The following is a 26,207-nucleotide window of genomic DNA, read 5'->3' as shown; positions in this document are numbered from 1 at the left end:
GGCGGGGGTCAAGCGGGTGTCTCCGTGGGGTGGTCGCCGTGGGCGGCGATCCGGTATGGCGCAAATTATAAGCACGCTTATTATATAGCCGCTTATCGCCAGGTCGGGAGCCGCAGGCCGGTTCCGGCTTGACCCTATAATCGCCGCATGGACAAGACCTACGAGAACCGGATCGGTTACCTGATCGCCGACGTGGCGCGCCTGAACGGGCGCCTGTTCGACCGGCGCGCGAAGCGCATCGGGCTGACGCGGGCGCAAAGCCGCGTGCTCGCGTACCTGACGTGGAAGGGCGAGATGAACCAGGCGCGGCTCGCCGAATGGCTCGAGATCACGCCGATCTCGCTCACGCGGCTGCTCGACCGGATGGAAAGCTATGGCTGGATCGAACGCATGGCGAACGACGACGACCGCCGTGCGTTCGTGATCCGGTTGACCGACAAGTCGCGCGAGATCTTTCCGCAGATGCTGGAAGTGGGCGATACCGTCGCCGACGACGGCCTGCGCGGCTTCACGCCCGACGAGCGCGAGACGCTGGTGCGGCTGCTCGGGCGCGTGCGGCGCAACCTGATCGACTGCGGCGGCGAATGACGCGGGCGCCCGGTCGGGGCGCACCGCTTGCAACCACAAAAAAGAGAACACCGAGAGATGATCCAGGCCCGACGAATCGGCCGGAAGGCCGGTATTGCGATCCTGATCGCGCTCGCAGTCGTACTGATCCTCGGGGTCGGCATCGTCTGGCTCGGGCACGACGATGCGCCCGCGGCCTTCGACGCGGCGATGGAGAAGGCGAAGCGCGGCGACCTGGACGGCGAATTCGACGTCGCGCTGATGTACGAGCACGGCGACGGCGTCGAGCAGAATCCCGCCGAAGCCGCGAAATGGTATCGGCGGGCCGCCGACCAGGGCGATGCGGCCTCGCAGAACAACCTCGGTACGCTGTACGAAACCGGCGTCGGCGTCGAGCAAAGCCGGGCGGAGGCCGTGAACTGGTATCGGCGTGCGGCCGCACAGGGCCACGGCAATGCGTTGTGCAATCTCGGTCGCGCATACGAGCACGGCGAAGGCGCGCCGCAGGATAGTGCGGAAGCGGTGCGGCTTTACCGGCGTGCGGCCGAACAGGGCCTGCCCAGGGGGCAACTGTATCTGGGGTTGATGTACGACGCCGGGACCGGCGTGCCGCAGGATGCCGCGGAAGCCGCCAAATGGTATCGACGCGCGGCGGACCAGGGCGATCCGCAGGCGCAGAACGCCCTCGGCTACCTGTACGACAGCGGGCGCGGTGTGAAGCAGAGCGACATCGACGCATTCAACTGGTATCGACTCGCCGCGGAGCAGGGCTACGCGAACGCGCAGAACAATCTCGGGCTGATGTACGAGAGCGGGCAGGGCGTGCGCCAGGACGACGTCGAAGCGGTGAAATGGTATTGGCTGGCCGCGGCCCAGGGTGTCGCGACCTCGCTGTTCCGGCTGGGCGTGCAGTACTACTCGGGTGGCGGTGCCGGGCACGATCCGATCGCCGCGAACGCGCTGCTGGGCCTGGCTGCCGCCGCCGGCGAGACGCGCGCTCAGGCGTACCTCGATCAGGGCGCGAAGCTCACCGCGCCGGCCGATATCGAGAAGGCCGCCCGGCTAAGGGCCGAGATGAGCCGGCCGGGCAACCTGCTCGACGCGCTCGATCGCTACGAGGACACGGCGCAGCGCGGCGACGGCGGCTGATCTCGTCGGTTTGCTGGAGACGGACAGGCGCGGCTGGGGATACGCCGGCGCGCAGCTCAACGGGTCAGCGCCGCGAGCAGGTACGCCGCGAGATACAGCCCCACCCCGTACGACAGATGCGTGACGAGGCTGCGCCGGCGCGCGACGCCCGGTTGCGGCGTGCGTGACGCCGCGATGCCGAAGCCGAACGCCGGCTGCATCACGAAGAACGGGGCGACCACGCTTGCGAGTCCGGCGACGAGTGCGGGGAGCGGCGTCGGCGCATCGATCCACGTCGGGCCGGCGATCAGCACGGGCAGTGCCGCGAACGCGATGCCGATCGCGTAATGCGCGATCCAGCCGAGCGCGCGTTCGCCGGCCACTGGGGCAGCGGTGCTGATCGACGCATGGCGGAACCGGCCGTGCGTCATGTGGCCGAGCCAGCGGCCGACCAGCGCGTAGTCGAGCGACGGAATGCCGAACGCACGCCGTCGGAACAGCGTCCACAGGTCCATCAGGAGCGTGGCGCCCGCGCCGATCAACAGCAGCTTGAGCAGGACGTCGGACGGGCTCATCGCGCACCTCCGCAGCGAGCGATGACGGCGATGCGGCACGGCGGAATGCGACGCGGGTTCAACGGTTTCATGGCGGTCCGGCTTGTCTTTATGGAGTCGAGCGACTATCTTGCAACTTCAAGTGAACTTGAGGTCAAGCATGGGCCGACTGGACATTGCGGACGTCGCGCGGCGCACGGGATTGCCCGCATCGACGCTGCGCTACTACGAGGAAAAAGGGCTGATCGTTCCGATCGGCCGGCACGGGCTGCGGCGGCAATACGACGAATCGGTGCTGGAGCGCCTGGCGCTGATCGCGCTCGGTCGGGAGGCCGGTTTTTCCCTCGACGACATCCTCGCGATGGTCGGCGCGCAGGGGCGGCCCGCGATCGACCGCGCGAAGCTCGACGGCAAGGCGGACGAGCTCGACCGCACGATCCGCCGTCTCGGTGCGGTGCGCGATGCGCTGCGGCATGCGGCCGTGTGCCCGGCGGCGAACCATCTCGAATGCCCGTCGTTCCAGAAGCTGTTGCGCATTGCCGCGCATCGTCATCCGGCGCGCCGTGCGAAGGCGGAAGGCGCCGCGTAGCGGCGAGCCTGCGCGAGGCGGGCGGTTCGGTAGCCATGCGACGGAAGGGCGGTGACGTGGTGACGTGGCGGGTTCGACGTACGTGCCGAATCGCGAGACGGCGCTGCCGGTCCGTGCCGCCTTCGACGTCAGCGAAGCGCCGCCGACGCCCGACTCATCCCGCGTAATACACGCGGCATTCCATCTCGCGCCCGCGCACGATCCGCTTGCCGACGAGCGCGCCGTACGTTTCGGTGAACACGGTGCGCTGGTGCTCGCATTGCACCGCGTCGTAGAAATAGAGCGAGACCCAGTCGGTCGGGCGGCCGGCTTCCGGCGTACGCATTGCGGCATGCTGGCTCAGCACCGTGAAATGCCAGCCGCCTTTCGTCATGTGCATCACCGGCGGCGGCACGTAACCGTCCGCGTTCAGGCGCCGGTGCGCGAGCGTCGGCAGTACGCCGGCGGCCGCCTTGTTGCGGTACTGGCGATCGATGTAAAGCAGCAGTTCGACGGGCGGTTCCGTGCCGGGGCCGGCGCTTTGCATGTGGCCTTGCCAGCGGCGGCGCCGGCTCAGCACGTCGTCGAGCGCGGCGCGGATGCCGACCGCGCGCCGCGGGCCGACGCCCGCGATCGTTTCGAGCTGGCCGTTGCGGGCCGCGCGTTCGAGCTCCTCCAGCGTGTCGATGTGCAGCGCGTCATGAATGCGCAGCGCGAGCGCGTGGCCGATGCCCGGCACCGCTTCGAATGCGGACACGCGTTCGGCGTCGCCGCGCAAGCGGTCGAGCTGGCGCCAGCGTCCCGTGACCAGCAGCTCGGCGATCGCCTGCGCGACGCCCGTGCCGATGTCGGGCAGCGCGCCGAGCGCCTCGACGCCGCCGGCGTCGAATACGCTGCGGATGTCGCGGTCGAGCGCGTCGGCCGTATCGGCCGCGGCGCGGTAAGCGGCGACCCGGTACGGGTTCGCACCCTGGTCGACGAGCCATTGCGCGGCCTCGCGCAGGCAGGCCGCGACAAGCCGGTTTTCCTCGTACGTCTGGCTGACGGTCGACTGCATGGCAAGGGACCCGGAAAGCACAAACGGAATGGACGCGGCGAGCGATGCGCCGGTCGGCTGTCAATCATTGTCGCGACGCGCGATGAAGAAAACTTGATGCGCGTCAATGGCAAACGTAACACAGGCACGCAGCGCACGGTCGTGCCGGAACGCGGCATGACCGTGCACCGCACGCGATGCGGTTACGCGTCGAGAAACGACTGCGCGTTCTCGGCCTCGGCGGCCGTGCGCAGCGCGGCGAGCGCCCGTTTCTCGATCTGTCGCACGCGCTCGCGCGACATCCCCGCATCCTGCGCGATCGCGTCGTAGGTGTCGGGCTCGGCGCCGCCGAGGCCGAACCGCCGGCGCAGCACGTCGGCCTCGGTCGGCGTGACCGACCGCAGCAGCGACCGCACGCAGTCGCGCATGCGCGTGTCGGCCAGTTGCTCGAACGGGCTGGCCGATGCCTGGTCCTCGATCAGTTCCACGAGGCCAGTGTCCGCGTCCGGCAGCGGCGTGTCGAGCGAGACCGGCTCGGCGGGCAGCGCGAGCACCGCGCGCAGCTTGTCTTCGGCGAGGCCGGTTTCGGCCGCGAGCTCGGCCGGCGTGGCGCGGCGGCCCGTGCGCTGCCGAAAGCGCAGCGCATGCCGCTGCACGCGCTGGTACTGGTCGCCGACGTGCACCGGCACGCGGATCGTACGCGAGCGATCCGCGACCGCGCGCGCGATCGCCTGGCGAATCCACCAGGTCGCATAGGTCGAGAACTTGAACCCGCGCCGGTATTCGAATTTCTCGATCGCGCGCATCAGGCCGAGGCAGCCGTCCTGCACGAGGTCGGACAGGTCGACGCCGCGGTTCAGGTACTTGCGCGCGATCGACAGCACGAGCCGCAGGTTCGCCTCGAGCATCGCCCGCGTCGCGTCGCGCACCTTCTGCTGGCCGTCGCTCAGCGCGGCAGCAAGCGCGCGCCGTGCAACCGCGTCGAAGCACGCCGCGTCGCCTGCCGACGGATCATGCGGGGCGGCCGCGAGCGCGCGCACGACACGGCTCGCGTCGTCGACGGCCGGCGCGACCCACGCGAGCGAACCGAGCAGCGCGGCCACGTGGTTGCGTGCGTCGCGGTATTCGGCCGAACGGCTGCCATGCGCATGCACTGCCTCGCGCAGCGCCGACGCCGCTGCCTGCAGCGTGTCGTAGCGGGCGGGCACGGGCGCGTCGGCGTCGTCGTCATCGGGCGAGCCGGTCGTGCCCGTCGCGCGATGACGCTCGAGCAGCGCGTCGACCGCGGGCGGATAGCCGGCGATCGCGTGCAGCACCTGATGGCGGCCCGTCTCGATCTCGCGGGCGAGCACGATTTCGCCTTCGCGCGTGAGCAGCGGCACCGCGTGCATGCGCCGCATGTAGAGCGCGAGCGGATCGGTCGACGCGCTCGTGCCGCGCGCGAGGTCGCCGAGCATGGCCCGGCCTTCGTCGAGCGCGTCGCGGTCGACCTCGACCGGCGCCGCGCCGGCGAACGGCGCGGGCACGGCCGGCTCGTCGAGTACCGCGATGCCGATGTCGGCCAGCGCGGCGCGCACGACATCGAGCGCGTCGGGGCTGTCGCTTTCGGGCGGCAGCGCGTCGACGAGGTCGGCGTGCGTCAGATAACCCTGCTCGCCGGCGAGCGCCAGCAGCTGGATGATCGGATCGAGCGGTGTGTCCGCCCGGGGAGTGGGGCGTGGCGTAGTCATGTCGATGGCGGCGCGAGCCGCGTTCCTGTCCGGGGCGGGCCGAAGCTCGCCGGTTTGCGGTTGCCGGTGGGTCGCGGACGCCCGTCCGCGCCGGTCAGCCGACATCGTTCAAGTTGAGGGCATTTGCGCCAACTTCAACGCCGGCGCCGCGGACGGGCCAGCACGCGGCGTGCCCGCCCTGCCGTCCAGGGCAGGAAACAAAAAGTAACGGATCATACGCGCGGAAATCTGCAGGGGACGTAAGCTAGAGTCAGGCGCGCGCCCGGCGGCGACGCGCGGATTCTGCCGGAGTACGAGATGAACCCGATTTCCGCCGCGAGGCCCGCCGTCGTCGCGCTGGCCGCCCTGGCGCTTGGCGGCTGCTACTACACGAGCCCGTACGGTTATGCACCTTATTACGCGCCGGTGCCCGCCACGGTGACGCAGCGCGAGATTCCGGCCACGTCGACCGTGCCCCAGGCAGAAGTCGACGCCGGCCCGGCAGTGCCCGTGTATGTCGCGCCGGCCTACGTGCCGCCGCCGTATCCGTACGCTTACCCGGCGTACTACTCCGGCTGGTACGGGCCGCCCGTGACGATCGGCTTCTGGGGCCGCTGGGGTGGCGGCTACTGGGGCGGCCGCGGCGGGTACTGGCATCGGCCGTGGGGCGGCGGCCACTGGGGCGGCGGCCATCGGCACTGACCGGCGCGCGGCGACGTTGCGCGGGAGAGCATCATGAGGAACACGATTGTCCGAAGTCTGTGCGTCGTCCTGGCCGGCCTCGCGGCCGCGCCGGGCGTCGCCGATGCGCAGAGCAGCGCTTACACGAATTCGCCGGCCGAGCTGTTTGCCGGGCCGGCGCCCGATTATCCGGTGGTCGCGCAGATTCCGCCCGGCACCGCGCTCGACGTCTTCGGTTGCCTGAGCGACTACACGTGGTGCGACGTCGCCCTGCCGGGCGTGCGCGGCTGGATCGATGCGCAGTTGCTCGACTATCCGTACCAGGGCAGCTACGTGCCGCTGCTCGAATACGGCGCGATCATCGGCGTGCCGGTGACCGGGTTCGCGATCGGCGCGTACTGGGATCGCTATTACCGGCATCGCCCGTGGTATCCCGACCGCGATCGTTGGGCGCATCGTGCGGAGCCGAGGCTCGGCCCCGGCGGCATGCCGCCGGCGCAAGGGCGTCCGCAACCGGGCGCGCCGCTGCAGGTCGCGCCGGGCGGCTCGCCGCCCGTGCATGACACGCGGCCGTCGGCCACGCGTGGCGGCTGGAATGGCGCGAACCGCGTGCCGCCGCCGGCTGCGCCGACACCGGCGCCCACACCGATGCCGGGCGGGATGGGTAATGCGCGCCCGGCCAGCCCGGCGGCGCCGACGCCGATGCCGGGCGGAGCGGGCAATGCGCGTCCGGCCAATCCGCCGCCGGCCGTGCTGCACCCGTCGCCCGCACCGGGCGGCGAGGGCCGCACGATGCCTCAGCCCGCGCGCCAGGGCGGCTGGGGTGGCGGCGGTTATGCGCGGCCGCAAGGCGGCGGAAACGGCGGCGGCAACCACGGCGGCGGTGGAGGTGGCGGTCCCGACGAACTCCGTCACTGATGGCGTCGGTGCCGCGGATTTTCCGGCGCCAGACGAAAAAAAGCCGCTCCGGAGAGCGGCTTTTTGACTGGGCAAGCGCGGCGGGGCAAGACGCCACCGGTCGCCCGTCGCATGCGTCGTCAGTCGTCGAGCAGCGACAGATCGCGCACGGCGCCCTTGTCGGCCGACATGACCAGCTTCGCGTACGCCTTCAGCGCGGCGGACACCTTGCGCGGACGCGGTTGCGCCGGCTTCCAGCCCTTCGCGTTCTGCTCTTCGCGGCGGCGCGCCAGTTCCTCGTCCGACACCAGCACGTCGATCGTGCGGTTCGGAATGTCGATGCGGATCCGGTCGCCGTCGCGCACGAGGCCGATCGCGCCGCCCGCTGCCGCTTCCGGCGAGCAGTGGCCGATCGACAGGCCCGACGTACCGCCCGAGAACCGGCCGTCCGTCAGCAGCGCGCACGCTTTGCCGAGCCCCTTCGACTTGATGTAGCTGGTCGGGTAGAGCATTTCCTGCATGCCCGGGCCGCCCTTCGGGCCTTCGTAGCGCACGATCACCACGTCGCCGGCCTTGACCTTGTCGTTCAGGATGTTCTCGACCGCTTCGTCCTGCGATTCGGTCACGTGAGCGGAGCCTTCGAACACGAGGATGCTCTCGTCGACGCCGGCCGTCTTCACGACGCAGCCGTCGAGCGCGATGTTGCCCGTCAGCACCGCGAGGCCGCCTTCCTTCGAGAACGCATGCTCGTACGAGCGGATGCAGCCTTCGGCGCGGTCGAGATCGAGGCTCGGCCAGCGCGTGTTCTGGCTGAACGCGACCTGCGTCGGGATGCCGGCCGGGCCCGCCAGGTAGAACGTGCGGACCGCGTCGTCCTGCGTGAGGACGATGTCCCATTGGTCGAGCGCGTCCTTCAGCGTCGGCGCGTGGACGGTCGGCACGTCGGTGTGCAGCTTGCCGGCGCGCTCGAGCTCGCCGAGGATCGCCATGATGCCGCCTGCGCGGTGGACGTCCTCGATGTGGTACTTGTTCGTGTTCGGCGCGACCTTGCACAGCTGCGGTACGGTGCGCGACAGGCGGTCGATGTCCTTCATCGTGAAGTCGATGCCGGCTTCCTGCGCGATCGCGAGCAGGTGCAGGATCGTGTTGGTCGAGCCGCCCATCGCGATGTCGAGCGTCATCGCGTTCTCGAACGCCTTGAAGCCGACCGAGCGCGGCAGCACGCGTTCGTCGTCCTGCTCGTAGTGCTGGCGCGTCAGTTCGACGATGCGGCGGCCCGCGCGCTTGAACAACTGTTCGCGATCGGCGTGCGTGGCGACCACCGTGCCGTTGCCGGGCAGCGACAGGCCGAGCGCTTCGGTCAGGCAGTTCATCGAGTTCGCGGTGAACATGCCCGAGCACGAGCCGCAGGTGGGGCAGGCCGAGCGTTCGACTTCGGCGACGTCGGCGTCCGAATACGACTGGTCGGCCGCGATCACCATCGCGTCGACGAGGTCGAGCTTCTTCAGTTCGACGGTCTTGGTGACCGGGTTCGCGAGGCGCGTCTTGCCGGCTTCCATCGGGCCGCCCGACACGAAGATCACCGGAATGTTGAGGCGCATCGCGGCCATCAGCATCCCCGGCGTGATCTTGTCGCAGTTCGAGATGCACACCATCGCGTCCGCGCAGTGCGCGTTCACCATGTATTCGACCGAGTCGGCGATGATGTCGCGGCTCGGCAGCGAGTACAGCATGCCGTCGTGGCCCATCGCGATGCCGTCGTCGACCGCGATCGTGTTGAATTCCTTCGCGACGCCGCCGGCGGCCTCGATCTCGCGCGCGACGAGCTGGCCAAGATCCTTCAGGTGCACGTGCCCGGGCACGAATTGCGTGAACGAGTTGACGACCGCGATGATCGGCTTCGAGAAATCGTCGTCTTTCATGCCGGTGGCGCGCCACAGCGAGCGCGCACCTGCCATGTTGCGGCCGGCGGTAGAGGTTTTGGAGCGGTAAGTGGGCATGGTGATGGCTGAAGAAATATCGCGGGAAAAGGGTGGAGGCACGGGAATAAAGGCCTCTCTCGCGCCCGTGCGAACAACCTCTTGAGCTGCGCCCTGGGCAAACTCCGCGATTATCCCACAGCCGACGGGCCTGCGGCGCCGGCGGAAGCGGGCGGGCGGCGGGGGCGTGAGCCGGGCAGCGGCCGCGTGCGCCAAGCGCGCCGGGCCCGAAACGGGACGCAGGCCATCTTCAGCGCAGCCGGACGGCGGCTTCCTCGCCCGTCCTGCCGACGATGAAGCCGCGCCGTGCCGCTCGAGCGTGCGTCAGTCGAGCAGCGTCAGGATCTCGTCGTACAGCGGCTTCGGAATCCGCACGCCGTTCGCGATGCTGCGCGCGCGGGCGTCGAAGCGTCGTTGCGACGGCAGCCGCGCGCCCTGCGCGACGATCGATTCGAACATCCGCTCGCCGCGCGCGAGCCCCGTGTCGAGCTCGTCGCCGAGAAATACCTTCGGATCGAACGCGATCACGAGTTCGCCGTGGCACGGCGTCGCGCCGACGCCCTCGTCGAAGTCCATCGATTCCCGGCTCGTCATGTCGCCGATCAGCGCGCCGCCGAGCAGCTCGACCATCGCCGCGAGCGCCGAACCCTTGTGGCCGCCGAACGTGCGCATCGCGCCTTGCAGCGCGGCCTTCGGGTCGGTGGTCGGCTGACCGTCCGCGTCGATCGCCCAGTGCGACGGAATCGCCTTGCCTTGCTTCGCGTGCAGCTCGATGTCGCCGCGCGCGATCGCGCTCGTCGCGAAATCGAACACGAACGGCTCGCCGCCCGGGCGCGGCCACGCGAACGCGATCGGGTTGGTGCCGAACACCGGTTCGCGGCCGCCTTCCGGCGCGACCCAGCTGTGGCTCGGGTTCATCGCGATGCCGACCAGCCCTTCGGCCGCGATCGCCTCGACCTCGGGCCACAGCGCGGAGAAGTGATAGCAGTGGTTGATCGCCATCGCGGCGATGCCGTGCTGCTTCGCCATCTCGACCAGCACGGGCAGCCCGGTCTCGAAGCTCAGCAGCGAGAAGCCGCGATGCGCATCGACCGCGACGATCGACGACGACAGCCGGCGCAGCGTCGGCACGGCTTGCGGATCGACCTTGCCTTTCTTCAGCGACCGCACGCAGACGAGCAGCCGGTACACGCCGTGCGAATGGCATTCGTCGCGCTGGCCCTGCGTGATCACGTTCGCGATGGCGCGCGCATGCGCGTCGGACATCCCGTGGTGCGTCAGCACGCGCAACGCGAGCGCGTGGACTTCATCGAGCGACAGGACGACTTCGGTGGTGTGGTCAGCCATGGTTCACCTCGCGCGGGGCGGGCACGCCGTCGATGCGTTGCGGCACGTGCAGCGGATTGCTGCTGCGGATCGCGTCCGGCAGCAGCGCGTCCGGCACGTCCTGGTACGACACGGGCCGCAGGAAGCGCTCGATCGCGCGCGCGCCGACGGACGTCGTGCGCGTGTCGGACGTCGCCGGGAACGGACCGCCGTGCACCATCGCATGGCCGACCTCGACGCCCGTGCCGAAGCCGTTGACGAGAATGCGGCCGGCCTTGCGTTCGAGCGTCGGACGCAGCGCGGCGAACAGCGCCGCGTCGCCGTCGGCGATGTGTGCGGCGATCGTCAACTGGCCTTCGAGCGATTTCAGCACACGATGCAGCGTGTCGGTGTCCGGGCAGCGCACGATCAGCGACGCGGGACCGAACACTTCGTCGCGCAATTCGGGGTGGGCGATGAATGCGTCCGCAGAGGTTGCGAGCAGCGCCGCGCGCGCCTGATGGCGGCCGCCTTCGACGCCTTCGGCCAGCAGCGCGACGGCCGAGTGATCGCGCAGCGCCGCGACGCCTTGCGCGTAGCTCGCATGGATGGGCGGTGTCAGCATCGTCTGGGCGGCGACGGCGCGCACGGCGTCGGCCGCTGCGGCTTCGAACGCGCGCAGCGCGGGGCCGTCGACCGCCAGCACGAGGCCCGGGTTCGTGCAGAACTGGCCGGCGCCGAGCGTGAGCGACGCGACGAACTGCGGCGCGATCGCATCGTGACGTGCGTCGAGCGCGGCGGGACACAGCAGCACCGGGTTGATCGAGCTCATTTCCGCATAGACGGGGATCGGCTCGGGGCGCGCAGCCGCGATATGCATCAGCGCGACGCCGCCGCGACGCGACCCGGTGAAGCCGACCGCCTTGATGCGCGGATCGGCGACGAGCGCCTGGCCGATCTCGCGCGATGCGTCGAACAGCAGCGAGAACACGCCGGCCGGCATCCCGCATTCGCGCGCGGCCTGCTGGATCGCGCGACCGACGAGTTCCGACGTGCCCGGATGCGCGGAATGCGCCTTGACGATCACCGGGCAGCCGGCCGCGAGCGCCGACGCCGTGTCGCCGCCGGCCACCGAGAACGCGAGCGGGAAGTTCGACGCGCCGAACACGGCCACCGGCCCGACCGCGACGTTGCGCAGGCGCAGGTCGACGCGCGGCAGCGGCTTGCGTTCGGGGCGCGCCGGGTCGATGCGGGCGTCGAGAAAACCGCCGTCCCGCACGAGCGACGCGAACAGCGCGAGCTGGCCGACCGTGCGGCCGCGTTCGCCTTCGATGCGCGCGCGCGGCAGCCCCGTTTCGACGACGCAGCGCTCGATCAGGTCGTCGCCGAGCGCCATGATGTGGCGGCCGATCGCGTCGAGGAACGCGGCGCGTGCGTCGAGCGACGTTTCGCGATAGGTGTCGAACGCGTCGTCGGCGAGTGCGCACGCCGTTTCCAGATCGTGCAGGCTCGCGCCGCCGAACGCCGGTTCGAGCGGTTCACCGGTGGCAGCGGCGATCGCATGGAGAGTGCCGTTCTGTCCGGCGACGGCCGACTGGCCGATCAGGAGCTGACCTGTGAGTTGCATGGTTTTCCTCGGAAAAAAGCCGGGCCGGGCGTGCTGCGCCCGGCCGCTGGAAGGGAGAAGGGCGCGCGCGTCAATCCTCGTCGTCGTCGAGTTGCAGCTTGTCGGTGCGCACGCCGGTGTTTGCGCCCCAGTAGTAGATGACGAGCGCGACGGCCGCGACGACGACCGTGTCGTACGGATGCGCGAGCCGGCCCGTGCCGCCGAAGCCGCCGAGATACGACAGCACGATCATCGCCGCATAGAACGCGATCAGCCACGCGGACGAACGCACCTGCTCGGCGAGGCTCAGGTGCGCGGTCGGCACCCAGCGGCGGCACGCGAGATAGATCGCGAACATCACGATCTGCAGGCCGAGCAGCCAGGACACCGTGCTCCAGCCCGACCAGTAGACGATCAACGCGGCGATCACGAACGACGCGGGGCCGGTGAGGCCGAACGCGCTGGCGCGGAACGGCCGCGGCAGGTCGGGCGCGGTGCGGCGCAGCGCGGCGACCGACACCGGGGCGACCGCATAGCTGAGCACCAGCGCGGCCGACACGATGTTGATCAGCGCTTCCCACGACGGGAACGGCAGCGTCCAGAAGATCGCGAGGCCGAACGTGAGCCACAGGCCCGCGCGCGGGATGCCCGACGCTTCGTCGACGCGCGTGAACACCTTGAAGAAGGTGCCCGTCTTCGCCCAGCCGTAGACCACGCGCGGCGTCGCGTTCATGTAGATGTTGCCGCAGCCGCTCGGCGAGATCATCGCGTCGGCGACGACCATCACCGCGAGCCAGCCGACGCCGAGCGCGAGGGCGATGTCGCGGTACGGCAGCGAGAACGCCTTGCTCACGTCGTGCCAGCCGGCGGCGAGCATGGCCGTCGGGATGCTGCCGATGAACGCGAGTTGCAGCAGCACGTAGATCAGCGTCGACAGCAGGATCGACAGGATCAGCGCGATCGGGATCGTGCGCTGCGGATTGCGCACCTCGCTCGCGACCGACACGATCGGCGTGAGCCCGAGATACGCGAAAATGATGCCGCCGGCCGACACGGCCATCTCGATGCCCGGCATGCCGAACGGCGCGAAGCCGCGCACGGTCAGGTTCGCGGGCTTGAAGAACGTGAACAGCACCGCGATCACCGACAGCGGCACGATGAACTTGAAGATGCTGATGATGTTGTTCGCCTTCGCGAACGTCTTCACGCTCGAATAGTTCAGGTAAAAGAAGAAGCAGAGCAGCGCGGCCTGCACGAGCCAGCCGAGCGTGGTGGGGTCGCTCGATCCTTCGACCGTCAGCCCCGGAAACCATGCGGCCGCGTACTGGCGCGCGGCGACGACTTCGATCGCGATCAGGCTCGAGAACGCGATCAGCGTGATGAAGCCCATCAGGTAGCCGAGCAGCGGGCCGTGCGAGAACACCGGGTAGCGCACCACGCCGCCCGCGCGCGGCAGCGCGGCGCCGAGTTCGCAGTAGACGATGCCGAGCAGCAGCACCGCGAAGCCGCCGAGCAGCCACGAGAAGATGCCGGCCGGGCCCGCGATCGTTGACACGTGACTCGCGGCGAACAGCCACCCCGAACCGAAAATGGCGCCGAGACCGATGAACGTGAGATCGGTCAGCGACAGCTGTTTCTTGAACTTGCCGTGACCCGCGCCGGGGTGCGCGGAACGGGAAAGCGGGACAGACGGGTGTGCGTTGCCTTGGCCTGGCATGGGCTTGTCTCCTGGGGAATGTCGGTGCAGGCGCGCGTGGCGCGCTCCGACGGAGCAGCGCGCACGCCTGCCGGCCGGCGTCGCCCGGTTCGAACGACCGGGGCGGGCCGCGACCCGTTCACCGGCGGCGCGGGCTGGCGCCGCCGGTGAACGGGCCCGCAGGCCATGCCGGACCGCGGACGGCGACGAACAGGGGCAAGCCCGCGCGCCGCCGCAGGGGCGTCGATCAGAGACCGACGTCGGGCAGCGCCGGGCGCGTTTCGAGCGCCTTCGCGACGATGGCCTTCACTTCCGCGAGCGTGTCGCCTTGCAGCGCGAGGCGCGGCGGGCGCGTGATCGCGCTGCCGCGGCCGACCAGCTCTTCGCACAGCTTGATGCACTGCACGAGGTCGGGGCGTGCGTCGAGGTGCAGCAGCGGCATGAACCAGCGATACAGCGCGAGCGCTTCGTCGAAGCGCTTCTGCTTCGCGAGGCGGAACAGCGTCTCGCCTTCCTTCGGGAACGCGTTCGACATGCCCGACACCCAGCCTTCCGCGCCGACCGCGATGCTCTCGACCACGACGTCGTCGAGGCCCGCGAACAGCACGAAGCGATCGCCGACCGCATTGCGCAGGTCGATGAAGCGGCGCGTATCGCCCGACGAATCCTTGAAGCAGACGATGTTCTCGCAATCCTGCAACGCGATCAGCACGTCGGGCGTCACGTCGTTCTTGTAGATCGGCGGGTTGTTGTAGACCATCACCGGCAGGTCGGTGCTCGTCGCGACCGCGCGGAAGTGCGCGGCGGTTTCGTGCGGCTTCGCCGAGTAGACGAGCGCGGGCATCACCATCACGCCGTCGACGCCGACGCGCTGCGCTTCGCGCACCGTGTTGCGCGCGAATTCGGTCGTGAATTCGGCGATGCCGGCGATCACCGGAATCTTGCCGCCGGCCGCGTCGCGTGCGGCCTCGATGACCTGCAGCTTCTCGCTCGTCGACAGCGACGTGTTTTCGCCGACCGTGCCGCAGACCACGAGGCCCGACACGCCGTCGTTCACCAGGTTCTTGACCACGCGGTGCGTGGCGTCGATGTCGAGGGAAAAGTCCGGCTTGAACTGGGTGCTGACGGCCGGGAAAACCCCGGTCCACTGAATGGCGTTTCGGCTCACTGAAATCTCCTACGTTCGTATCGGTCGGCCGACGGGTGTGTCGGTGTGGCAACCAGTATCGCCGCGCAAACGCCCATCACGCTTGAGTCGTATCGCGGAGCAAAATGACGAAATCGGCACAGCGGCCGGCAGGGGCGGGAGGGGCGCATCGCACTATGCCGATTTCGTCGTCGTCCTCATCGAAAAGCCACAAGCGGACGGACGCGCGACGGAGGAAGCTATGCTCCTTTCCCCACTTCGGACGGCTCATGATGAAGCGCATCCAGATCATCGATTCGCACACGGGCGGCGAACCCACTCGGCTCGTCGTGTCCGGCTTTCCGTCGCTCGGCGACGGCACGATGGCCGAGCGGCGCGACGTGCTCGCGCGCGAGCACGATCGTTACCGCACCGCGTGCATCCTCGAGCCGCGCGGCAGCGACGTGCTGGTCGGCGCGCTGCTGTGCGACCCGGTAGCGCCCGACGCGGCAGCCGGCGTGATCTTCTTCAACAATAGCGGCTATCTCGGGATGTGCGGGCACGGCACGATCGGCGTCGTGCGCACGCTGCATCACATGGGACGCATCGCGCCGGGCGTGCACAGGATCGAGACGCCGGTCGGCACCGTCGAGGCGACGCTGCACGACGACCTGTCGGTCAGCGTGCGCAACGTGCCCGCGTATCGCCACGCGCAGGGCGTCGCGCTCGACGTGCCGGGATACGGCCCCGTGAAGGGCGACATCGCGTGGGGCGGCAACTGGTTCTTCCTGATCAGCGACCACGGGCAGCGCGTCGCCGGCGACAACGTCGCGGCGCTCACCGCGTATACGTCGGCCGTGCGCGAAGGGCTGGAACGCGCGGGCATCACCGGCGCGAACGGCGGCGAGATCGATCACATCGAGCTGTTCGCCGACGATCCCGAGCACGACAGCCGCAGCTTCGTGCTGTGCCCGGGCCTCGCGTACGACCGTTCGCCGTGCGGTACCGGCACGAGCGCGAAGCTCGCGTGCCTCGCGGCCGACGGCAAGCTCGCGCCGGGCGCCGTGTGGCGACAGGCGAGCGTGATCGGCAGCGTGTTTCACGCGAGCTACGAGCGGGCCGACGGCGGCATCGTGCCGACGATTCGCGGCAGCGCGCACCTGAGCGCGGAAGCGACGCTGCTGATCGAGGAAGACGATCCGTTCGGCTGGGGCATCGGGTCGTGAGCGAAACGAAGACCGACGTCGTCGTGATCGGCGCCGGCATCGTCGGCGCGGCGTGCGCGCACGAACTCGCGCAGCGCGGGCTGCGCGTGCTCGTCGTCGACGACGCGAGCGGCGGCGCGACCGGCGCGGGCATGGGACACCTCGTCGCGATGGACGACAACGCGGCGGAGCTCGCGCTGAGCCATTACTCGATCGAACTGTGGCGCGCGTTGAGCGGCGAGATGCCCGACGGCTGCGCATACCGCAACTGCGGCACGCTGTGGCTCGCGGCCGATGCGCACGAGATGGATCTGGCGCGCGCGAAGCAGGCGACGCTCGCCGCGCACGGCGTGGCCGGCGAGCTGATCGACGCGGCGGCGCTCGCGCAACTGGAGCCGATGCTGCGCGCGGGCCTCGGCGGCGCGCTGAAGATTCCGGGCGACGCGATTCTCTACGCGCCCGTCACCGCGAACTGGCTGCTGCAGCGCGCGCCGCGCGTCACGGTGCGCCGCGAGCGGGCCGTCGCGGTCGATGGCCCGAGCGTGACGCTCGCGAGCGGCGACGTGCTGCGCGCGGAGCGCGTGGTGGTCGCGAACGGCGTCGCGGCGCGTACGCTGCTGCCCGAACTGCCGCTGCGCCCGAAAAAGGGGCATCTGCTGATTACCGACCGCTATCCGGGCCACGTGTCGCACCAGCTCGTCGAGCTGGGCTATGCGGCGAGCGCGCACGCGAGCGACGGCACGTCGGTCGCGTTCAACGTGCAGCCGCGGCCGACCGGTCAGTTGCTGATCGGCTCGTCGCGCCAGTTCGACACCGAGGACGCGCAGGTCGAGCCGCCCGTGCTCGCGCGCATGCTGCGCCGCGCGGTCGGCTATCTGCCGGCGCTGGCCGACCTGAACGGCATCCGCGCCTGGACCGGCTTTCGCTCCGCGAGTCCCGACGGCCTGCCGCTGCTTGGCGAGCATCCGGCGCGGCCGGGCGTATGGCTCGCGGTCGGGCACGAAGGGCTCGGCGTGACGACCGCGCCGGGCAGCGCGCGGCTCGTCGCCGCGCTGATGGCCGGCGAGCGGCCGCCCATCGAGATCGAACCGTATTTGCCGGGACGCTTCCTGACCGCGTCCCCCGTAGCTGGAGCGCTGACATGAAACGACCCCCACGCTTACTTCGTTCGCCGTCGGCCGGCGTTGGCGCTTCAGCGCTTACGCCGGTCCATGCAAGGCGCCCCCGGCGCGGGCCGTCAGCCGCCCACGGCCGGCTTTGCAAAGCCGGCCGGCTACGCAGGCGCAGAGCGATGCGCTGCGAATTCCCTGCTACGCCCTTGCGGCGGCCCGGTGGAGGCTGAGATGAAACGACCCCCACGCTCACTTTGTTCGCTGCCCCCCGCGGGGGCGGTCAGCCTCCTTGGGGCGGCCCGGCGGAGGCTGACATGATCATTCATCTGGACGGCCGCGCGCTGACGGTGGCCGACGGCGCGACCGTCGCGGCCGCCGTTGCGGCGAGCGGCGACGACATGACGCGCGTGTCGTGCACGGGGGCGACGCGTGCGCCGTTTTGCGGAATGGGCATCTGCCAGGAATGCCGGATGACGATCGACGGCCGGCGCCGGCTGGCGTGTCAGACGCTGTGCCGCGACGGCATGCAGGTGGAGCGCACGCGATGAATCAGGAACGATTGAGCGTCGACGTCGCGATCGTCGGCGCGGGCCCGGCCGGGCTGTCGGCCGCACGAGCCGCCGCGCGCAGCGGCGCGACGGTTGCGATCGTCGACGACAACCCGCGCGCGGGCGGGCAGATCTGGCGGCAGCCGGCAGCGTCCGCACCGACGCCGGCCGCCGCCGAACGCCTGGCCGTGCTGCGGCAGCCGAACGTCACGCATCTCGCGGCGACGCGCATCGTCGCCGAAACGCAGCCGGGCACGCTGCTGCTCGAAGACGACGAACGCGGGCTGCTGCTCGATTTCCGGACGCTGATTCTCTGCTGCGGCGCGCGCGAGCTGCTGCTGCCGTTTCCGGGCTGGACGCTGCCGGGCGTGACCGGCGCCGGCGGCTTGCAGGCGCTGATCAAGTACGGGCTCGACGTGCGCGGGCAGCGCACGGTGATCGCGGGCAGCGGGCCGCTGCTGCTGGCGAGCGCGGCGACGGCCCGGCAGGCCGGCGCACGCGTGTCGCACGTGCTCGAACAGGCCGCATGGGGCGACGTCGCTGGCTTCGGCGCGGGGCTGTGGCGCTGGCCGTCGAAGCTCGCGCAGGCCGCGAAGCTCGTCACGGCTGCTTATCGGCCGGCTGCGTACGTCGTCGAGGCATTCGGCGACCAGCGGCTCGAACGCGTGCGGATTCGCCAGGGCGATCGCGAATTCGACGTCGACTGCGACCGGCTCGCGTGCGGCTTCGGCCTCGTGCCGAATACCGTGCTGCCGCGTCATCTCGGCTGCCGGATCGAGCACGGCGCGGTGGCGGTCGACGCACACCAGCGCACGAGCCGCGACGGGTATTTCGCGGCCGGGGAGTGCACGGGGGGCGGCGGCAGTGAGTTGGCGATGGTCGAAGGCGAAATCGCCGGGTACGCAGCGACCGGGCAGACTGCACGACTGGCCGCGCGGGTCGCGCGGCGCGCGCACTGGCAGGCTTTCGCGGAGGCCGTACGCGAGCGCTTCGCGATCCGGGAGCCGATCCGCCGGCTCGCGCGGCCCGACACGCTGCTGTGTCGTTGCGAAGACGTGCGGTTCGATGCGGTCGCGCGGGAACCGGGCTGGACGGCCGCCAAACTGCAGTCGCGTTGCGGGATGGGCGCGTGCCAGGGCCGCGTGTGCGGTGCAGCCGCACAGACGCTGTTCGGCTGGACGCCGCCGGCGCCGCGCACGCCGCTCGTGCCCGCGCGGGTCGGCACGCTGATGCTCGACGGTACGGGGCCCTGCGACGGCGCATGATGCGTGCGGCGTCGCGGTGAAGCGGTCCGGTTCGCGCCGGGCCGCGCCTTTCATTCCACCTTCACTTTCTCCCATCCGCCAACCTGCGGCGCCGCACAGGCGCGCAGGCACTCGATCGTCGCGGCCACGGCCGCGCGGTTCGCGCTGTCGGGGTGCCAGTACATCGATACCGCGCCCTGGCCCTCGAGTTCCATCGGCAGGATGCGGATCGCGTTCAGTTGCGCGAAGCGCCGCGCGGCGCGGTGCGATGCGACGCCGAGCAGGTCGGTGTTGTTCAGCAGCGTGAGGTTGAGAATCGACGAATTCGATTCGACGCAGTGCGGCGGCTGCACGCGGCCGGCGGCGTGCAGCGCGGCTTCCAGCGCATTGTGGACGGGCGTACCCGCCGGCCACACGATCCACGGATAGGCGAGCACGTCGTCCCAGCCGAGCGACGTCGCGCCGGCGAGTGCGTGGTCGGGCCGCGCGACGAACACGACCGGATCGACGTACAACGCTTCGGCATGCAGCAGCGGATCGACGGACGTCGAACCCGAACGGCCGACGACGATATCGAGTTCGCTGCGCGCGAGCTGCGGCATCAGCTGGTTCATCGTGCTTTCGGTGAGCCGCACCTGCGCGCGCGGCATGCGTTTCAGCAACTGCGACACCGCGAACGGCACCGTGTCGGCCGCCGCGACGCCCGACGTGCCGATCGTCACGAGGCCGCTGCCGCCTTCGCGCAACGCGGCCATGTCGTCGCGCGCGATGTCGAGCTGCGCTTCGACGCGGCGCGCGTGCTCGATCAGCGCTTCGCCGTAAGGCGTCGGCCGCAGCCCGCGCGCATGCCGCTCGAACAGCGGCAACCCGACATCCTCTTCCAGCTCCTTCAGCCACTTCGACAGCGCCGGCTGCGTGGTCGCGAGCGCGACCGCCGACTGGCTCAGATTGCCGGTGCCGGCCAGGCTCAACAGTACCTGCAGATGCCGCAGCCGCAGCCGGTGGGTCCAGTCCATTGCATGCCTCGTTGCAGGTAGGTATATCCAGAAATATATGGATTAGATGATTTGACCATTTTACCGGGTATGTCTGCGTCGAATATAAATCTGCTGACGGACTGCCGCACGGTCCCCACCCGACAGACATAGCGCCGACCCGATCGGCCGACCCGCAGGAGACATCATGACGACTCATCCGGACGCGACGCGCGCCGCTTACTACGCACGAATCGCCGAGCAGCGCCTGGCGCCGCTGTGGGAATCGCTGCACAACCTCGTGCCGACCTCGCCGCAGCCGGCCGCGCAGGCCGCGATCTGGAAGTACGCACAGGTGCGCGACCTCGTGATGCAGGCCGGCAGCGTGATCAGCGCCGAAGAAGCGGTGCGTCGCGTGCTGGTGCTGGAGAACCCGGGGCTGCCGGGCAAGTCGAGCATGACGCCGAGCCTGTACGCGGGGCTGCAGCTGATCCTGCCGGGCGAGATCGCGCCGAGCCACCGTCATACGCAGTCGGCGCTGCGTTTCATCGTCGAAGGGCGCGGCGCGTGGACGGCCGTGAACGGCGAGCGCACGACGATGCATCCGGGCGACTTCATCATCACGCCGTCGTGGGCGTGGCACGACCACGGCAATCCGTCGGTGGAAGACGGCGGCGAGCCGGTCGTGTGGCTCGACGGCCTCGACATCCCGCTGCTCGCGCACCTCGACGCCGGTTTCGCGGAGAACTTCCCGGAAGCCGTGCAGCCGGTGAATCGTCCGGAAGGCGACAGCTTCGCGCGCTTCGGTCACAACATGGTGCCGGTGCGGCATCGCGTGAGCGATCCGACGTCGCCGGTGTTCAGCTATCCGTATGCGCGCAGCCGCGAGGCGCTCGACGCGCTGTACCGGAACGGCGAACTCGATGCGTGGGACGGCGTGAAGCTGCGCTACGTGAACCCCGCGACGGGCGGCTGGCCGATGCCGACCATCGCCACCTTCATGCAGTTCCTGCCCGCGGGCTTCGACGGCCGCACGTATCGCAGCACCGACGCGACGATCTATTGCGTCGTCGAAGGCAGCGGCGCCGCGCTGATCGGCGACCAGACGTTCGCGTTCGCGCCGCACGACATCTTCGTCGCGCCGTCGTGGGCGCCGGTGCGGCTCTCGGCGTCGTCCGACAGCGTGCTGTTCAGCTATTCCGACCGGCCCGTGCTGTCCGCGCTGAACCTGCTGCGTGAAGCGCGCGACTGACGCCGGCGGCCGTCCACGATCCGTTTTCCGCGCGCCGCCGAAGTCGCGGCGCGCGCCCCTTCATTCATGTCTACGCTGGAGCCGTTCATGACTTTCGTATTCCCGCCCGAAGCGCCGGTAGCGCTGCCCGTTGCCGGCAGCGATGCCCGATTTGCGGTTCGCCGCGTCTATTGCGTCGGCCGCAACTACGCGGCCCATGCGCGCGAGATGGGCTTCGATCCCGATCGCGAGCCGCCGTTCTTCTTCTGCAAGCCCGCCGATTCGATCGTGCCGGTGGCGTACGGCGAGACGCTCGATCTCGCGTATCCGTCGCAGACGCAGAACTATCACTACGAAGCCGAACTCGTCGCGGTGATCGGCAAGGGCGGTTCGGACATTCCGCTCGAACGCGCGCTCGACCACGTGTGGGGCTATGCGGTGGGCCTCGACATGACGCGCCGCGACCTGCAGATGAAGATGCGCGAGATGGGGCGGCCGTGGGAAATCGGCAAGGCGTTCGACCGTTCGGCGCCGCTCGGGCCCGTGCATCGGGCGAGCGACGTCGGACATGTCGAGCAGGGCGGCCTGTGGCTGACCGTCAACGGCGCGACCAGGCAGAAGAGCGACGTGTCGCACCTGATCTGGTCGGTCGCGGAAACGGTGGCCGACCTGTCGAAGTTCTTCCGCCTCGAACCGGGCGACGTGATCTTTACCGGCACGCCCGAAGGGGTCGGGCCGGTGGTCGCGGGCGACGTGATGAAGGTCGGCGTCGAGCGTCTCGGCGAGCTGACCGTGCGTGTGGTCTGACGCCCGTTCGTCGCTTTCCTCGAAAGGTCACATCGTGCAACTGCATAGCTTCTTCAACAGTTCGACTTCCTACCGGGTGCGCATCGCGCTCGCGCTGAAAGGGCTGCCGTACGACACGCTGCCGGTGAACATCCGCACCGGCGAGCATCGCGACGCCGATTACATCGCGCAGGTGAACCCGTCGGCCGCGGTGCCGGCGCTGACCGACGGCGATTTCCGTCTCGGCCAGTCGCTCGCGATCCTCGATTACCTCGACCAGATCCAGCCGACGCCTCGGCTGATTCCGCTCGAACCTCGGCGCCGGGCGCGCGTGCTGGAACTCGCCGCGCTGATCGCGTGCGACATCCATCCGGTCAACAACCTGCGCGTGCTGCGCTATCTCGACAGCGAGCTGAAGGTCACGCCGCAACAGAGGAGTGCGTGGTACCGGCACTGGGTCGCGGAAGGAATGGCCGGCGTCGAGCGGCTGCTGGCCCGCGCGAACGCGGGCCCGTGGTGTTTCGGCGATGCGCCGACGCTGGCCGACGTGTGCCTGGTGCCGCAGGTCGCGAACGCGTTGCGGATGGATTGCGACCTGAGCGCGTATCCGCGCTGCCTCGCGGTGGTCGAGCACGCGCGGCACGAACCGGCGTTCGAGGCCGCGCAACCGCAGCGGCAACCGGACTACGTCGCGTAATACGAATCGCGTCATAGACGCAGGAGACGAACATGGGCGAGACAATCAACAACGGCCGGCGCGTACTCGTGATCGGCGGCGGTATCGGCGGGCTCGCGACGGCGCTGGCGCTCGCGCGTCAGGGCATTCGCGTGAAGCTGCTCGAGCAGGCCGAACGGATCGGCGAGATCGGTGCGGGCATCCAGCTCGCCGCGAACGCGTTCAACGCGCTCGATGCGCTGGGTGTCGGCGAGGCGGCGCGCGGTCGCGCGGTGTTGACCGACTGGCTGCAACTGATGGATGCGATCGATGCACGCGAGGTCGCGCGCATCGATACGGGCGCCGCGTATCGCGACCGTTTCGGCAATCCGTATGCGGTGATTCATCGCGCGGACATTCACCTGTCGATCTACGAGGCGGTCAAGGATCACCCGCTGATCGAATTCCGGACGAGCACGCAGGTGTGCGGGTTCGAGCAGGACGGCAACGGCGTGACCGTGATCGACCAGCACGGCGAACGCTATCGTGCCGACGCGGTGATCGGCTGCGACGGCGTGAAATCCGCGATCCGTCAGGCGCTGATCGGCGATGCGCATCGCGTGACGGGCCATGTCGTGTATCGCGCGGTGGTCGAGGTCGACAACATGCCGAAGGATTTGCAGATCAATGCGCCGGTCGTATGGGCCGGCCCGCATTGCCATCTGGTTCACTATCCGCTGCGCGGCGGGCGCCAGTACAACCTGGTCGTCACGTTCCACAGCCGCGAGCAGGAGACCTGGGGCGTGCGCGACGGCAGCAAGGAAGAAGTGCTGTCGTACTTCGACGGCATCCATCCGCTGCCGAAACAGATGCTCGACCGGCCGACGTCATGGAAGCGCTGGGCGACCGCCGACCGCGATCCGGTCGAGCGCTGGAGCGCGGGCCGCGCGACGGTGCTCGGCGACGCCGCGCATCCGATGACGCAATACATCGCGCAGGGCGCGTGCCAGGCGCTCGAGGACGCGGTGACGCTCGGCGCGGCCGTTGCGCAGACCGACGGCGATTTCGAGGCCGCGTTCGCGCTGTACGAACGCGTGCGGATTCCGCGCACCGCACGCGTGCTGTATTCGGCGCGCGAGATGGGGCGGATCTACCACGCGAAGGGCGTCGAGCGGCAAGTGCGCAACGGGCTGTGGGTCGGGCGCACCGACGCGCAGTTCTACGACGCGCTCGACTGGCTGCACGGCTGGCGTGCGGAGGATTGCCTGAAGACGGCCGCATAGCGCACCCGTTCAGCCCGATTCCGGCGGCGCGCATTTCAACGACAGACGACGCGCGCCGCCTTCCTGGAGGAGACACCATCATGGCCGATACGCTGTCCATCGACGTCAGCGAATGGATCGACCGGCATCGCATTGCGCCGTTTCAGGCCGCGATCGTCGTCCTGTGCTTTCTGATCGTCGCGATCGACGGATTCGATACCGCGTCGATCGGGTTCATCGCACCCGTCATCCGCGCGGAATGGGGCTTGTCGCCCGCGCGGCTCGCGCCGGTATTCGGCGCGGGGTTGGCCGGGCTGATGGCCGGCGCGCTCGTGTTCGGGCCGTTCGGCGACCGGTTCGGCCGCAAGCGCCTGCTGCTCGCATGCGTCGCGTGCTTCGGCATCGCGAGTGCCGCGTCGGCGAGCGCGGGTAGCCTGACCGAGCTGATCGTGTGGCGCTTCGTGACCGGGCTCGGGCTCGGCGGCGCGATGCCGAATGCGATCACGCTGACGTCCGAATACTGCCCGGCGCGCCGTCGCTCGCTGCTCGTGACGACGATGTTCTGCGGCTTCACGATCGGTTCCGCGCTCGGCGGGCTCGCGGCCGCGTCGCTGATCGAGCACCACGGCTGGCGCGCGGTGCTGGTCGTCGGCGGCGCAGCACCGCTGCTGCTCCTGCCGCTGCTCGCGTGGCGACTGCCGGAGTCGGTGCGCTATCTCGTCAACCAGGGCGCGCCGTCTGCGCGGATCGCGACGATGCTCGGCCGTATCGCACCGGATCCGCATCTCGCGCATGCGTCGTTCATCGCGCCCGCCGGAAAGCCGGCCGGGTCGCCGCTCGGCCGGCTGTTCGCCGCCGACCTGCTGCGCGGCACGCTGCTGCTGTGGCTCACGTTCTTCATGAGCTTGCTGGTCATTTACCTGCTGTCGAGCTGGCTGCCGACGCTGCTGCGCACGACTGGCGCGACGCTGCAGACGGCCGCGCGCGTGACCGCGATGTTCCAGGTCGGCGGCACGCTCGGCGCGATCATTCTCGGCTGGCTGATGGACCGCTTCGATCCGCATCGCGTGCTGGCCTGCAGCTATGCGGCGGCCGGTGCGTGCGTCGCGGCGATCGGCGTGTTCGCCGCGTCGCCGTGGGGTGCCGCGCTCGCGGTGTTCGCCGCCGGCTTCTGCGTATCCGGCTCGCAGGTGGGGGCGAACGCGCTATCGGCCGCGTTCTATCCGACCGAGTGCCGGACGACCGGCGTGAGCTGGGCGAACGGGATCGGTCGCGGCGGCTCGGTGGTCGGCTCGATGGCGGGCGGCGCGATGCTGGCGATGGGCGTGCCGCTGTCGACCGCGTTCGCCGTCGTTGCCGCGCCATGCGTGATCGCGGCGCTCGCGGTACTGGCGCTCGGCGTGGTGCGCGCGGGTGTGGTATGCGCGGCGGCCGCGGACGGGATGGCGGGCAGGCAGGCCTGATCGAAGGAGGGGCGGCCGGATTGCCGGTCCGGCAAGCAGCGGGATACAACATTATATAAATGGATATAATGTTCATTCCTTAATCGTATTCCCGCTCCGATGAACGACGATCTCCCCGCCGGGCTGCCCGCGCCCGATCAGATGCGCGCCGCCGCCGAATCGGCCTGCGCGCTCCTCAAGGTCATGTCGAATCCCGACCGGCTGCTGCTGCTGTGCGAACTGTCGCAGGGCGAGTGCTGCGTGAGCGATCTCGAGGCGCGACTGGACATCCATCAACCGACGCTGTCGCAGCAGCTCGGCGTGTTGCGCGACAACGCGCTGGTTCGTACCCGCCGGGAAGGCAAGACCATCCGCTATTCGCTCGACAGTCCGGCCGTGGTCGCGGTGATGGGCGTGCTGTACGAGCAGTTCTGCGGGGCGACCGCGAAGGAGGCGCGCGATGCAGATTGATGCGCTTCATTTCACGCCGTGGCTGTCGCTGGCCGGTGGCGTGCTGATCGGGCTCGCGGCCGCGTGGCTCGTCGCGTTCAACGGCCGGATCGCCGGCATCAGCGGGATCGTCGGCGGCTTGCTCACCGCGGGCGGCGCGGAGCGCGGCTGGCGCGTCGCGTTCATCGCCGGGATGATCGTCGCGCCCGTTGCGATGCACGTCGCCGGGCGCAGCCTGACGCCCCGGATCGACGCCGGTTGGCCTGAACTGCTCGCGGCCGGGCTGCTGGTCGGGATCGGCACGCGGTACGCGGGCGGCTGCACGAGCGGTCACGGCGTATGCGGGATGTCGCGCGGGGCGCTGCGTTCGGTGGTCGCGACGGCGACTTTCATGGTCGCGGGCTTCGCGACCGTCTTCGCGCGGCTGCACGTGGCGGGAGGCTGAC

25 protein-coding genes are annotated in these 26,207 nt (G+C 69.8%); 16 read left to right on the top strand and 9 right to left on the bottom strand.

The annotated features are described in order from the left end of the window. Positions 1-147: 147 nt before the first annotated feature. Both H0X90_RS31810 and H0X90_RS36275 read left to right on the top strand, forming a co-directional pair. The gene (locus H0X90_RS31810) at positions 148-588 is read left to right on the top strand and encodes a MarR family winged helix-turn-helix transcriptional regulator (RefSeq protein ID WP_006484698.1); all 441 of its coding nucleotides are present in this window, start codon (positions 148-150) and stop codon (positions 586-588) included. Between the two features lie 57 nt (positions 589-645). Beyond that, complete coding sequence (locus H0X90_RS36275) at positions 646-1,716, top strand: tetratricopeptide repeat protein (RefSeq protein WP_077190339.1); 1,071 nt, start codon at positions 646-648, stop codon at positions 1,714-1,716. A 56-nt stretch (positions 1,717-1,772) separates the two neighbouring features. On the opposite strand, the gene H0X90_RS31800 is transcribed toward H0X90_RS36275, so the two are convergent. Continuing rightward, complete coding sequence (locus H0X90_RS31800; RefSeq protein ID WP_006484703.1) at positions 1,773-2,270, bottom strand: DUF2938 domain-containing protein; 498 nt, start codon at positions 2,268-2,270, stop codon at positions 1,773-1,775. A gap of 139 nt (positions 2,271-2,409) precedes the next feature. On the opposite strand from H0X90_RS31800, the gene H0X90_RS31795 reads away from it, so the two are divergent. Further along, on the top strand, positions 2,410-2,838 hold the full coding sequence (locus H0X90_RS31795; protein ID WP_006484694.1) for a helix-turn-helix domain-containing protein: 429 nt from the start codon (positions 2,410-2,412) through the stop codon (positions 2,836-2,838). A gap of 154 nt (positions 2,839-2,992) precedes the next feature. On the opposite strand, the gene H0X90_RS31790 is transcribed toward H0X90_RS31795, so the two are convergent. Both H0X90_RS31790 and H0X90_RS31785 read right to left on the bottom strand, forming a co-directional pair. Next, positions 2,993-3,874, bottom strand: a complete 882-nt coding sequence (locus tag H0X90_RS31790) for a helix-hairpin-helix domain-containing protein (RefSeq protein ID WP_006484679.1) — start codon at positions 3,872-3,874, stop codon at positions 2,993-2,995. Positions 3,875-4,056: 182 nt separating this feature from the next. Beyond that, positions 4,057-5,583: a sigma-70 family RNA polymerase sigma factor gene (locus H0X90_RS31785; protein ID WP_077190340.1), complete on the bottom strand. Its 1,527-nt coding sequence runs from the start codon at positions 5,581-5,583 to the stop codon at positions 4,057-4,059. A 297-nt stretch (positions 5,584-5,880) separates the two neighbouring features. Between H0X90_RS31785 and H0X90_RS31780 the strand changes: the two genes are divergently transcribed. Next, positions 5,881-6,264, top strand: a complete 384-nt coding sequence (locus tag H0X90_RS31780) for a hypothetical protein (RefSeq protein WP_077190341.1) — start codon at positions 5,881-5,883, stop codon at positions 6,262-6,264. Positions 6,265-6,297: 33 nt separating this feature from the next. Then, positions 6,298-7,161 carry an SH3 domain-containing protein gene (locus H0X90_RS31775; protein WP_006495062.1) on the top strand — a complete coding sequence of 288 codons (864 nt, stop codon included), beginning with the start codon at positions 6,298-6,300 and terminating at the stop codon, positions 7,159-7,161. Between the two features lie 119 nt (positions 7,162-7,280). On the opposite strand, the gene ilvD is transcribed toward H0X90_RS31775, so the two are convergent. The 5 genes from ilvD to H0X90_RS31750 form a co-directional block, all read right to left on the bottom strand. Then, entirely contained in the window at positions 7,281-9,140 is a 1,860-nt protein-coding gene (ilvD, locus tag H0X90_RS31770) for a dihydroxy-acid dehydratase (protein WP_012493271.1), read from the bottom strand. Positions 9,141-9,443: 303 nt separating this feature from the next. Continuing rightward, on the bottom strand, positions 9,444-10,466 hold the full coding sequence (locus H0X90_RS31765; protein WP_006495060.1) for an Ldh family oxidoreductase: 1,023 nt from the start codon (positions 10,464-10,466) through the stop codon (positions 9,444-9,446). Then, positions 10,459-12,051, bottom strand: coding sequence for an aldehyde dehydrogenase (NADP(+)) (locus H0X90_RS31760; protein WP_077190342.1), 1,593 nt, complete (start codon positions 12,049-12,051; stop codon positions 10,459-10,461). Before H0X90_RS31760 ends, H0X90_RS31765 begins: the two co-directional genes overlap by 8 nt. Positions 12,052-12,121: 70 nt before the next feature. Continuing rightward, positions 12,122-13,747, bottom strand: coding sequence for an APC family permease (locus H0X90_RS31755; protein WP_059723214.1), 1,626 nt, complete (start codon positions 13,745-13,747; stop codon positions 12,122-12,124). A 226-nt stretch (positions 13,748-13,973) separates the two neighbouring features. Continuing rightward, on the bottom strand, positions 13,974-14,894 hold the full coding sequence (locus H0X90_RS31750) for a dihydrodipicolinate synthase family protein (protein ID WP_006484863.1): 921 nt from the start codon (positions 14,892-14,894) through the stop codon (positions 13,974-13,976). Positions 14,895-15,145: 251 nt separating this feature from the next. On the opposite strand from H0X90_RS31750, the gene H0X90_RS31745 reads away from it, so the two are divergent. The 4 genes from H0X90_RS31745 to H0X90_RS31730 all read left to right on the top strand — a co-directional run bounded on the left by H0X90_RS31745 (position 15,146) and on the right by H0X90_RS31730 (position 18,982). Continuing rightward, entirely contained in the window at positions 15,146-16,078 is a 933-nt protein-coding gene (locus H0X90_RS31745; protein ID WP_069352286.1) for a 4-hydroxyproline epimerase, read from the top strand. After that, the gene (locus H0X90_RS31740; protein WP_006495056.1) at positions 16,075-17,202 is read left to right on the top strand and encodes an FAD-binding oxidoreductase; all 1,128 of its coding nucleotides are present in this window, start codon (positions 16,075-16,077) and stop codon (positions 17,200-17,202) included. The genes H0X90_RS31745 and H0X90_RS31740 overlap by 4 nt, the downstream gene beginning before the upstream one ends. A gap of 281 nt (positions 17,203-17,483) precedes the next feature. Next, a complete protein-coding gene (locus tag H0X90_RS31735; protein WP_006495055.1) occupies positions 17,484-17,717 on the top strand; it encodes a 2Fe-2S iron-sulfur cluster-binding protein in 234 nt (77 codons plus the stop codon). Continuing rightward, positions 17,714-18,982 (top strand): FAD/NAD(P)-binding oxidoreductase, encoded by a 1,269-nt coding sequence (locus H0X90_RS31730; RefSeq protein WP_077190344.1) that lies wholly within the window; start codon positions 17,714-17,716, stop codon positions 18,980-18,982. The genes H0X90_RS31735 and H0X90_RS31730 overlap by 4 nt, the downstream gene beginning before the upstream one ends. A gap of 50 nt (positions 18,983-19,032) precedes the next feature. Here H0X90_RS31730 and H0X90_RS31725 read toward each other — a convergent pair whose 3' ends face one another. Beyond that, on the bottom strand, positions 19,033-19,977 hold the full coding sequence (locus H0X90_RS31725; RefSeq protein WP_006495053.1) for a LysR substrate-binding domain-containing protein: 945 nt from the start codon (positions 19,975-19,977) through the stop codon (positions 19,033-19,035). A 166-nt stretch (positions 19,978-20,143) separates the two neighbouring features. Here H0X90_RS31725 and gtdA point away from each other — a divergent pair, with 166 nt between their 5' ends. The 7 genes from gtdA to H0X90_RS31690 all read left to right on the top strand — a co-directional run bounded on the left by gtdA (position 20,144) and on the right by H0X90_RS31690 (position 26,206). After that, positions 20,144-21,187 carry a gentisate 1,2-dioxygenase gene (gene gtdA, locus H0X90_RS31720; protein WP_077190345.1) on the top strand — a complete coding sequence of 348 codons (1,044 nt, stop codon included), beginning with the start codon at positions 20,144-20,146 and terminating at the stop codon, positions 21,185-21,187. Between the two features lie 87 nt (positions 21,188-21,274). After that, positions 21,275-21,973, top strand: coding sequence for a fumarylacetoacetate hydrolase family protein (locus tag H0X90_RS31715; protein ID WP_006488722.1), 699 nt, complete (start codon positions 21,275-21,277; stop codon positions 21,971-21,973). Between the two features lie 34 nt (positions 21,974-22,007). Next, the gene (gene maiA / locus H0X90_RS31710; protein ID WP_077190346.1) at positions 22,008-22,649 is read left to right on the top strand and encodes a maleylacetoacetate isomerase; all 642 of its coding nucleotides are present in this window, start codon (positions 22,008-22,010) and stop codon (positions 22,647-22,649) included. Between the two features lie 32 nt (positions 22,650-22,681). Then, positions 22,682-23,890 carry a 3-hydroxybenzoate 6-monooxygenase gene (locus H0X90_RS31705; protein ID WP_034202470.1) on the top strand — a complete coding sequence of 403 codons (1,209 nt, stop codon included), beginning with the start codon at positions 22,682-22,684 and terminating at the stop codon, positions 23,888-23,890. Between the two features lie 80 nt (positions 23,891-23,970). Then, on the top strand, positions 23,971-25,332 hold the full coding sequence (locus H0X90_RS31700) for an aromatic acid/H+ symport family MFS transporter (protein ID WP_058903010.1): 1,362 nt from the start codon (positions 23,971-23,973) through the stop codon (positions 25,330-25,332). Positions 25,333-25,431: 99 nt separating this feature from the next. Further along, positions 25,432-25,782 carry a metalloregulator ArsR/SmtB family transcription factor gene (locus H0X90_RS31695; RefSeq protein ID WP_034202469.1) on the top strand — a complete coding sequence of 117 codons (351 nt, stop codon included), beginning with the start codon at positions 25,432-25,434 and terminating at the stop codon, positions 25,780-25,782. Next, complete coding sequence (locus H0X90_RS31690) at positions 25,772-26,206, top strand: YeeE/YedE family protein (RefSeq protein ID WP_077190347.1); 435 nt, start codon at positions 25,772-25,774, stop codon at positions 26,204-26,206. Before H0X90_RS31695 ends, H0X90_RS31690 begins: the two co-directional genes overlap by 11 nt. Position 26,207 lies beyond the last annotated feature (1 nt).

This window comes from Burkholderia sp. 9775_39, from assembly GCF_015712225.1.
In the GTDB taxonomy this organism is placed as follows: domain Bacteria; phylum Pseudomonadota; class Gammaproteobacteria; order Burkholderiales; family Burkholderiaceae; genus Burkholderia; species Burkholderia cenocepacia.
Note: the sequence above shows the minus strand (reverse complement) of the source record. Positions and strands in the feature narration are given on the sequence as shown.

Bases quoted from the DNA above. Each gene is read 5' to 3' on its own strand.
- H0X90_RS31810 (WP_006484698.1), top strand. From the start codon at position 148: ATGGACAAGACCTACGAGAACCGGATCGGTTACCTGATCGCCGACGTG.
- H0X90_RS36275 (WP_077190339.1), top strand. From the start codon at position 646: ATGATCCAGGCCCGACGAATCGGCCGGAAGGCCGGTATTGCGATCCTG.
- H0X90_RS31800 (WP_006484703.1), bottom strand. From the start codon at position 2,270: ATGAGCCCGTCCGACGTCCTGCTCAAGCTGCTGTTGATCGGCGCGGGC.
- H0X90_RS31795 (WP_006484694.1), top strand. From the start codon at position 2,410: ATGGGCCGACTGGACATTGCGGACGTCGCGCGGCGCACGGGATTGCCC.
- H0X90_RS31790 (WP_006484679.1), bottom strand. From the start codon at position 3,874: ATGCAGTCGACCGTCAGCCAGACGTACGAGGAAAACCGGCTTGTCGCG.
- H0X90_RS31785 (WP_077190340.1), bottom strand. From the start codon at position 5,583: ATGACTACGCCACGCCCCACTCCCCGGGCGGACACACCGCTCGATCCG.
- H0X90_RS31780 (WP_077190341.1), top strand. From the start codon at position 5,881: ATGAACCCGATTTCCGCCGCGAGGCCCGCCGTCGTCGCGCTGGCCGCC.
- H0X90_RS31775 (WP_006495062.1), top strand. From the start codon at position 6,298: ATGAGGAACACGATTGTCCGAAGTCTGTGCGTCGTCCTGGCCGGCCTC.
- ilvD (WP_012493271.1), bottom strand. From the start codon at position 9,140: ATGCCCACTTACCGCTCCAAAACCTCTACCGCCGGCCGCAACATGGCA.
- H0X90_RS31765 (WP_006495060.1), bottom strand. From the start codon at position 10,466: ATGGCTGACCACACCACCGAAGTCGTCCTGTCGCTCGATGAAGTCCAC.
- H0X90_RS31760 (WP_077190342.1), bottom strand. From the start codon at position 12,051: ATGCAACTCACAGGTCAGCTCCTGATCGGCCAGTCGGCCGTCGCCGGA.
- H0X90_RS31755 (WP_059723214.1), bottom strand. From the start codon at position 13,747: ATGCCAGGCCAAGGCAACGCACACCCGTCTGTCCCGCTTTCCCGTTCC.
- H0X90_RS31745 (WP_069352286.1), top strand. From the start codon at position 15,146: ATGAAGCGCATCCAGATCATCGATTCGCACACGGGCGGCGAACCCACT.
- H0X90_RS31735 (WP_006495055.1), top strand. From the start codon at position 17,484: ATGATCATTCATCTGGACGGCCGCGCGCTGACGGTGGCCGACGGCGCG.
- H0X90_RS31730 (WP_077190344.1), top strand. From the start codon at position 17,714: ATGAATCAGGAACGATTGAGCGTCGACGTCGCGATCGTCGGCGCGGGC.
- H0X90_RS31725 (WP_006495053.1), bottom strand. From the start codon at position 19,977: ATGGACTGGACCCACCGGCTGCGGCTGCGGCATCTGCAGGTACTGTTG.
- gtdA (WP_077190345.1), top strand. From the start codon at position 20,144: ATGACGACTCATCCGGACGCGACGCGCGCCGCTTACTACGCACGAATC.
- H0X90_RS31715 (WP_006488722.1), top strand. From the start codon at position 21,275: ATGACTTTCGTATTCCCGCCCGAAGCGCCGGTAGCGCTGCCCGTTGCC.
- H0X90_RS31705 (WP_034202470.1), top strand. From the start codon at position 22,682: ATGGGCGAGACAATCAACAACGGCCGGCGCGTACTCGTGATCGGCGGC.
- H0X90_RS31700 (WP_058903010.1), top strand. From the start codon at position 23,971: ATGGCCGATACGCTGTCCATCGACGTCAGCGAATGGATCGACCGGCAT.
- H0X90_RS31695 (WP_034202469.1), top strand. From the start codon at position 25,432: ATGAACGACGATCTCCCCGCCGGGCTGCCCGCGCCCGATCAGATGCGC.
- H0X90_RS31690 (WP_077190347.1), top strand. From the start codon at position 25,772: ATGCAGATTGATGCGCTTCATTTCACGCCGTGGCTGTCGCTGGCCGGT.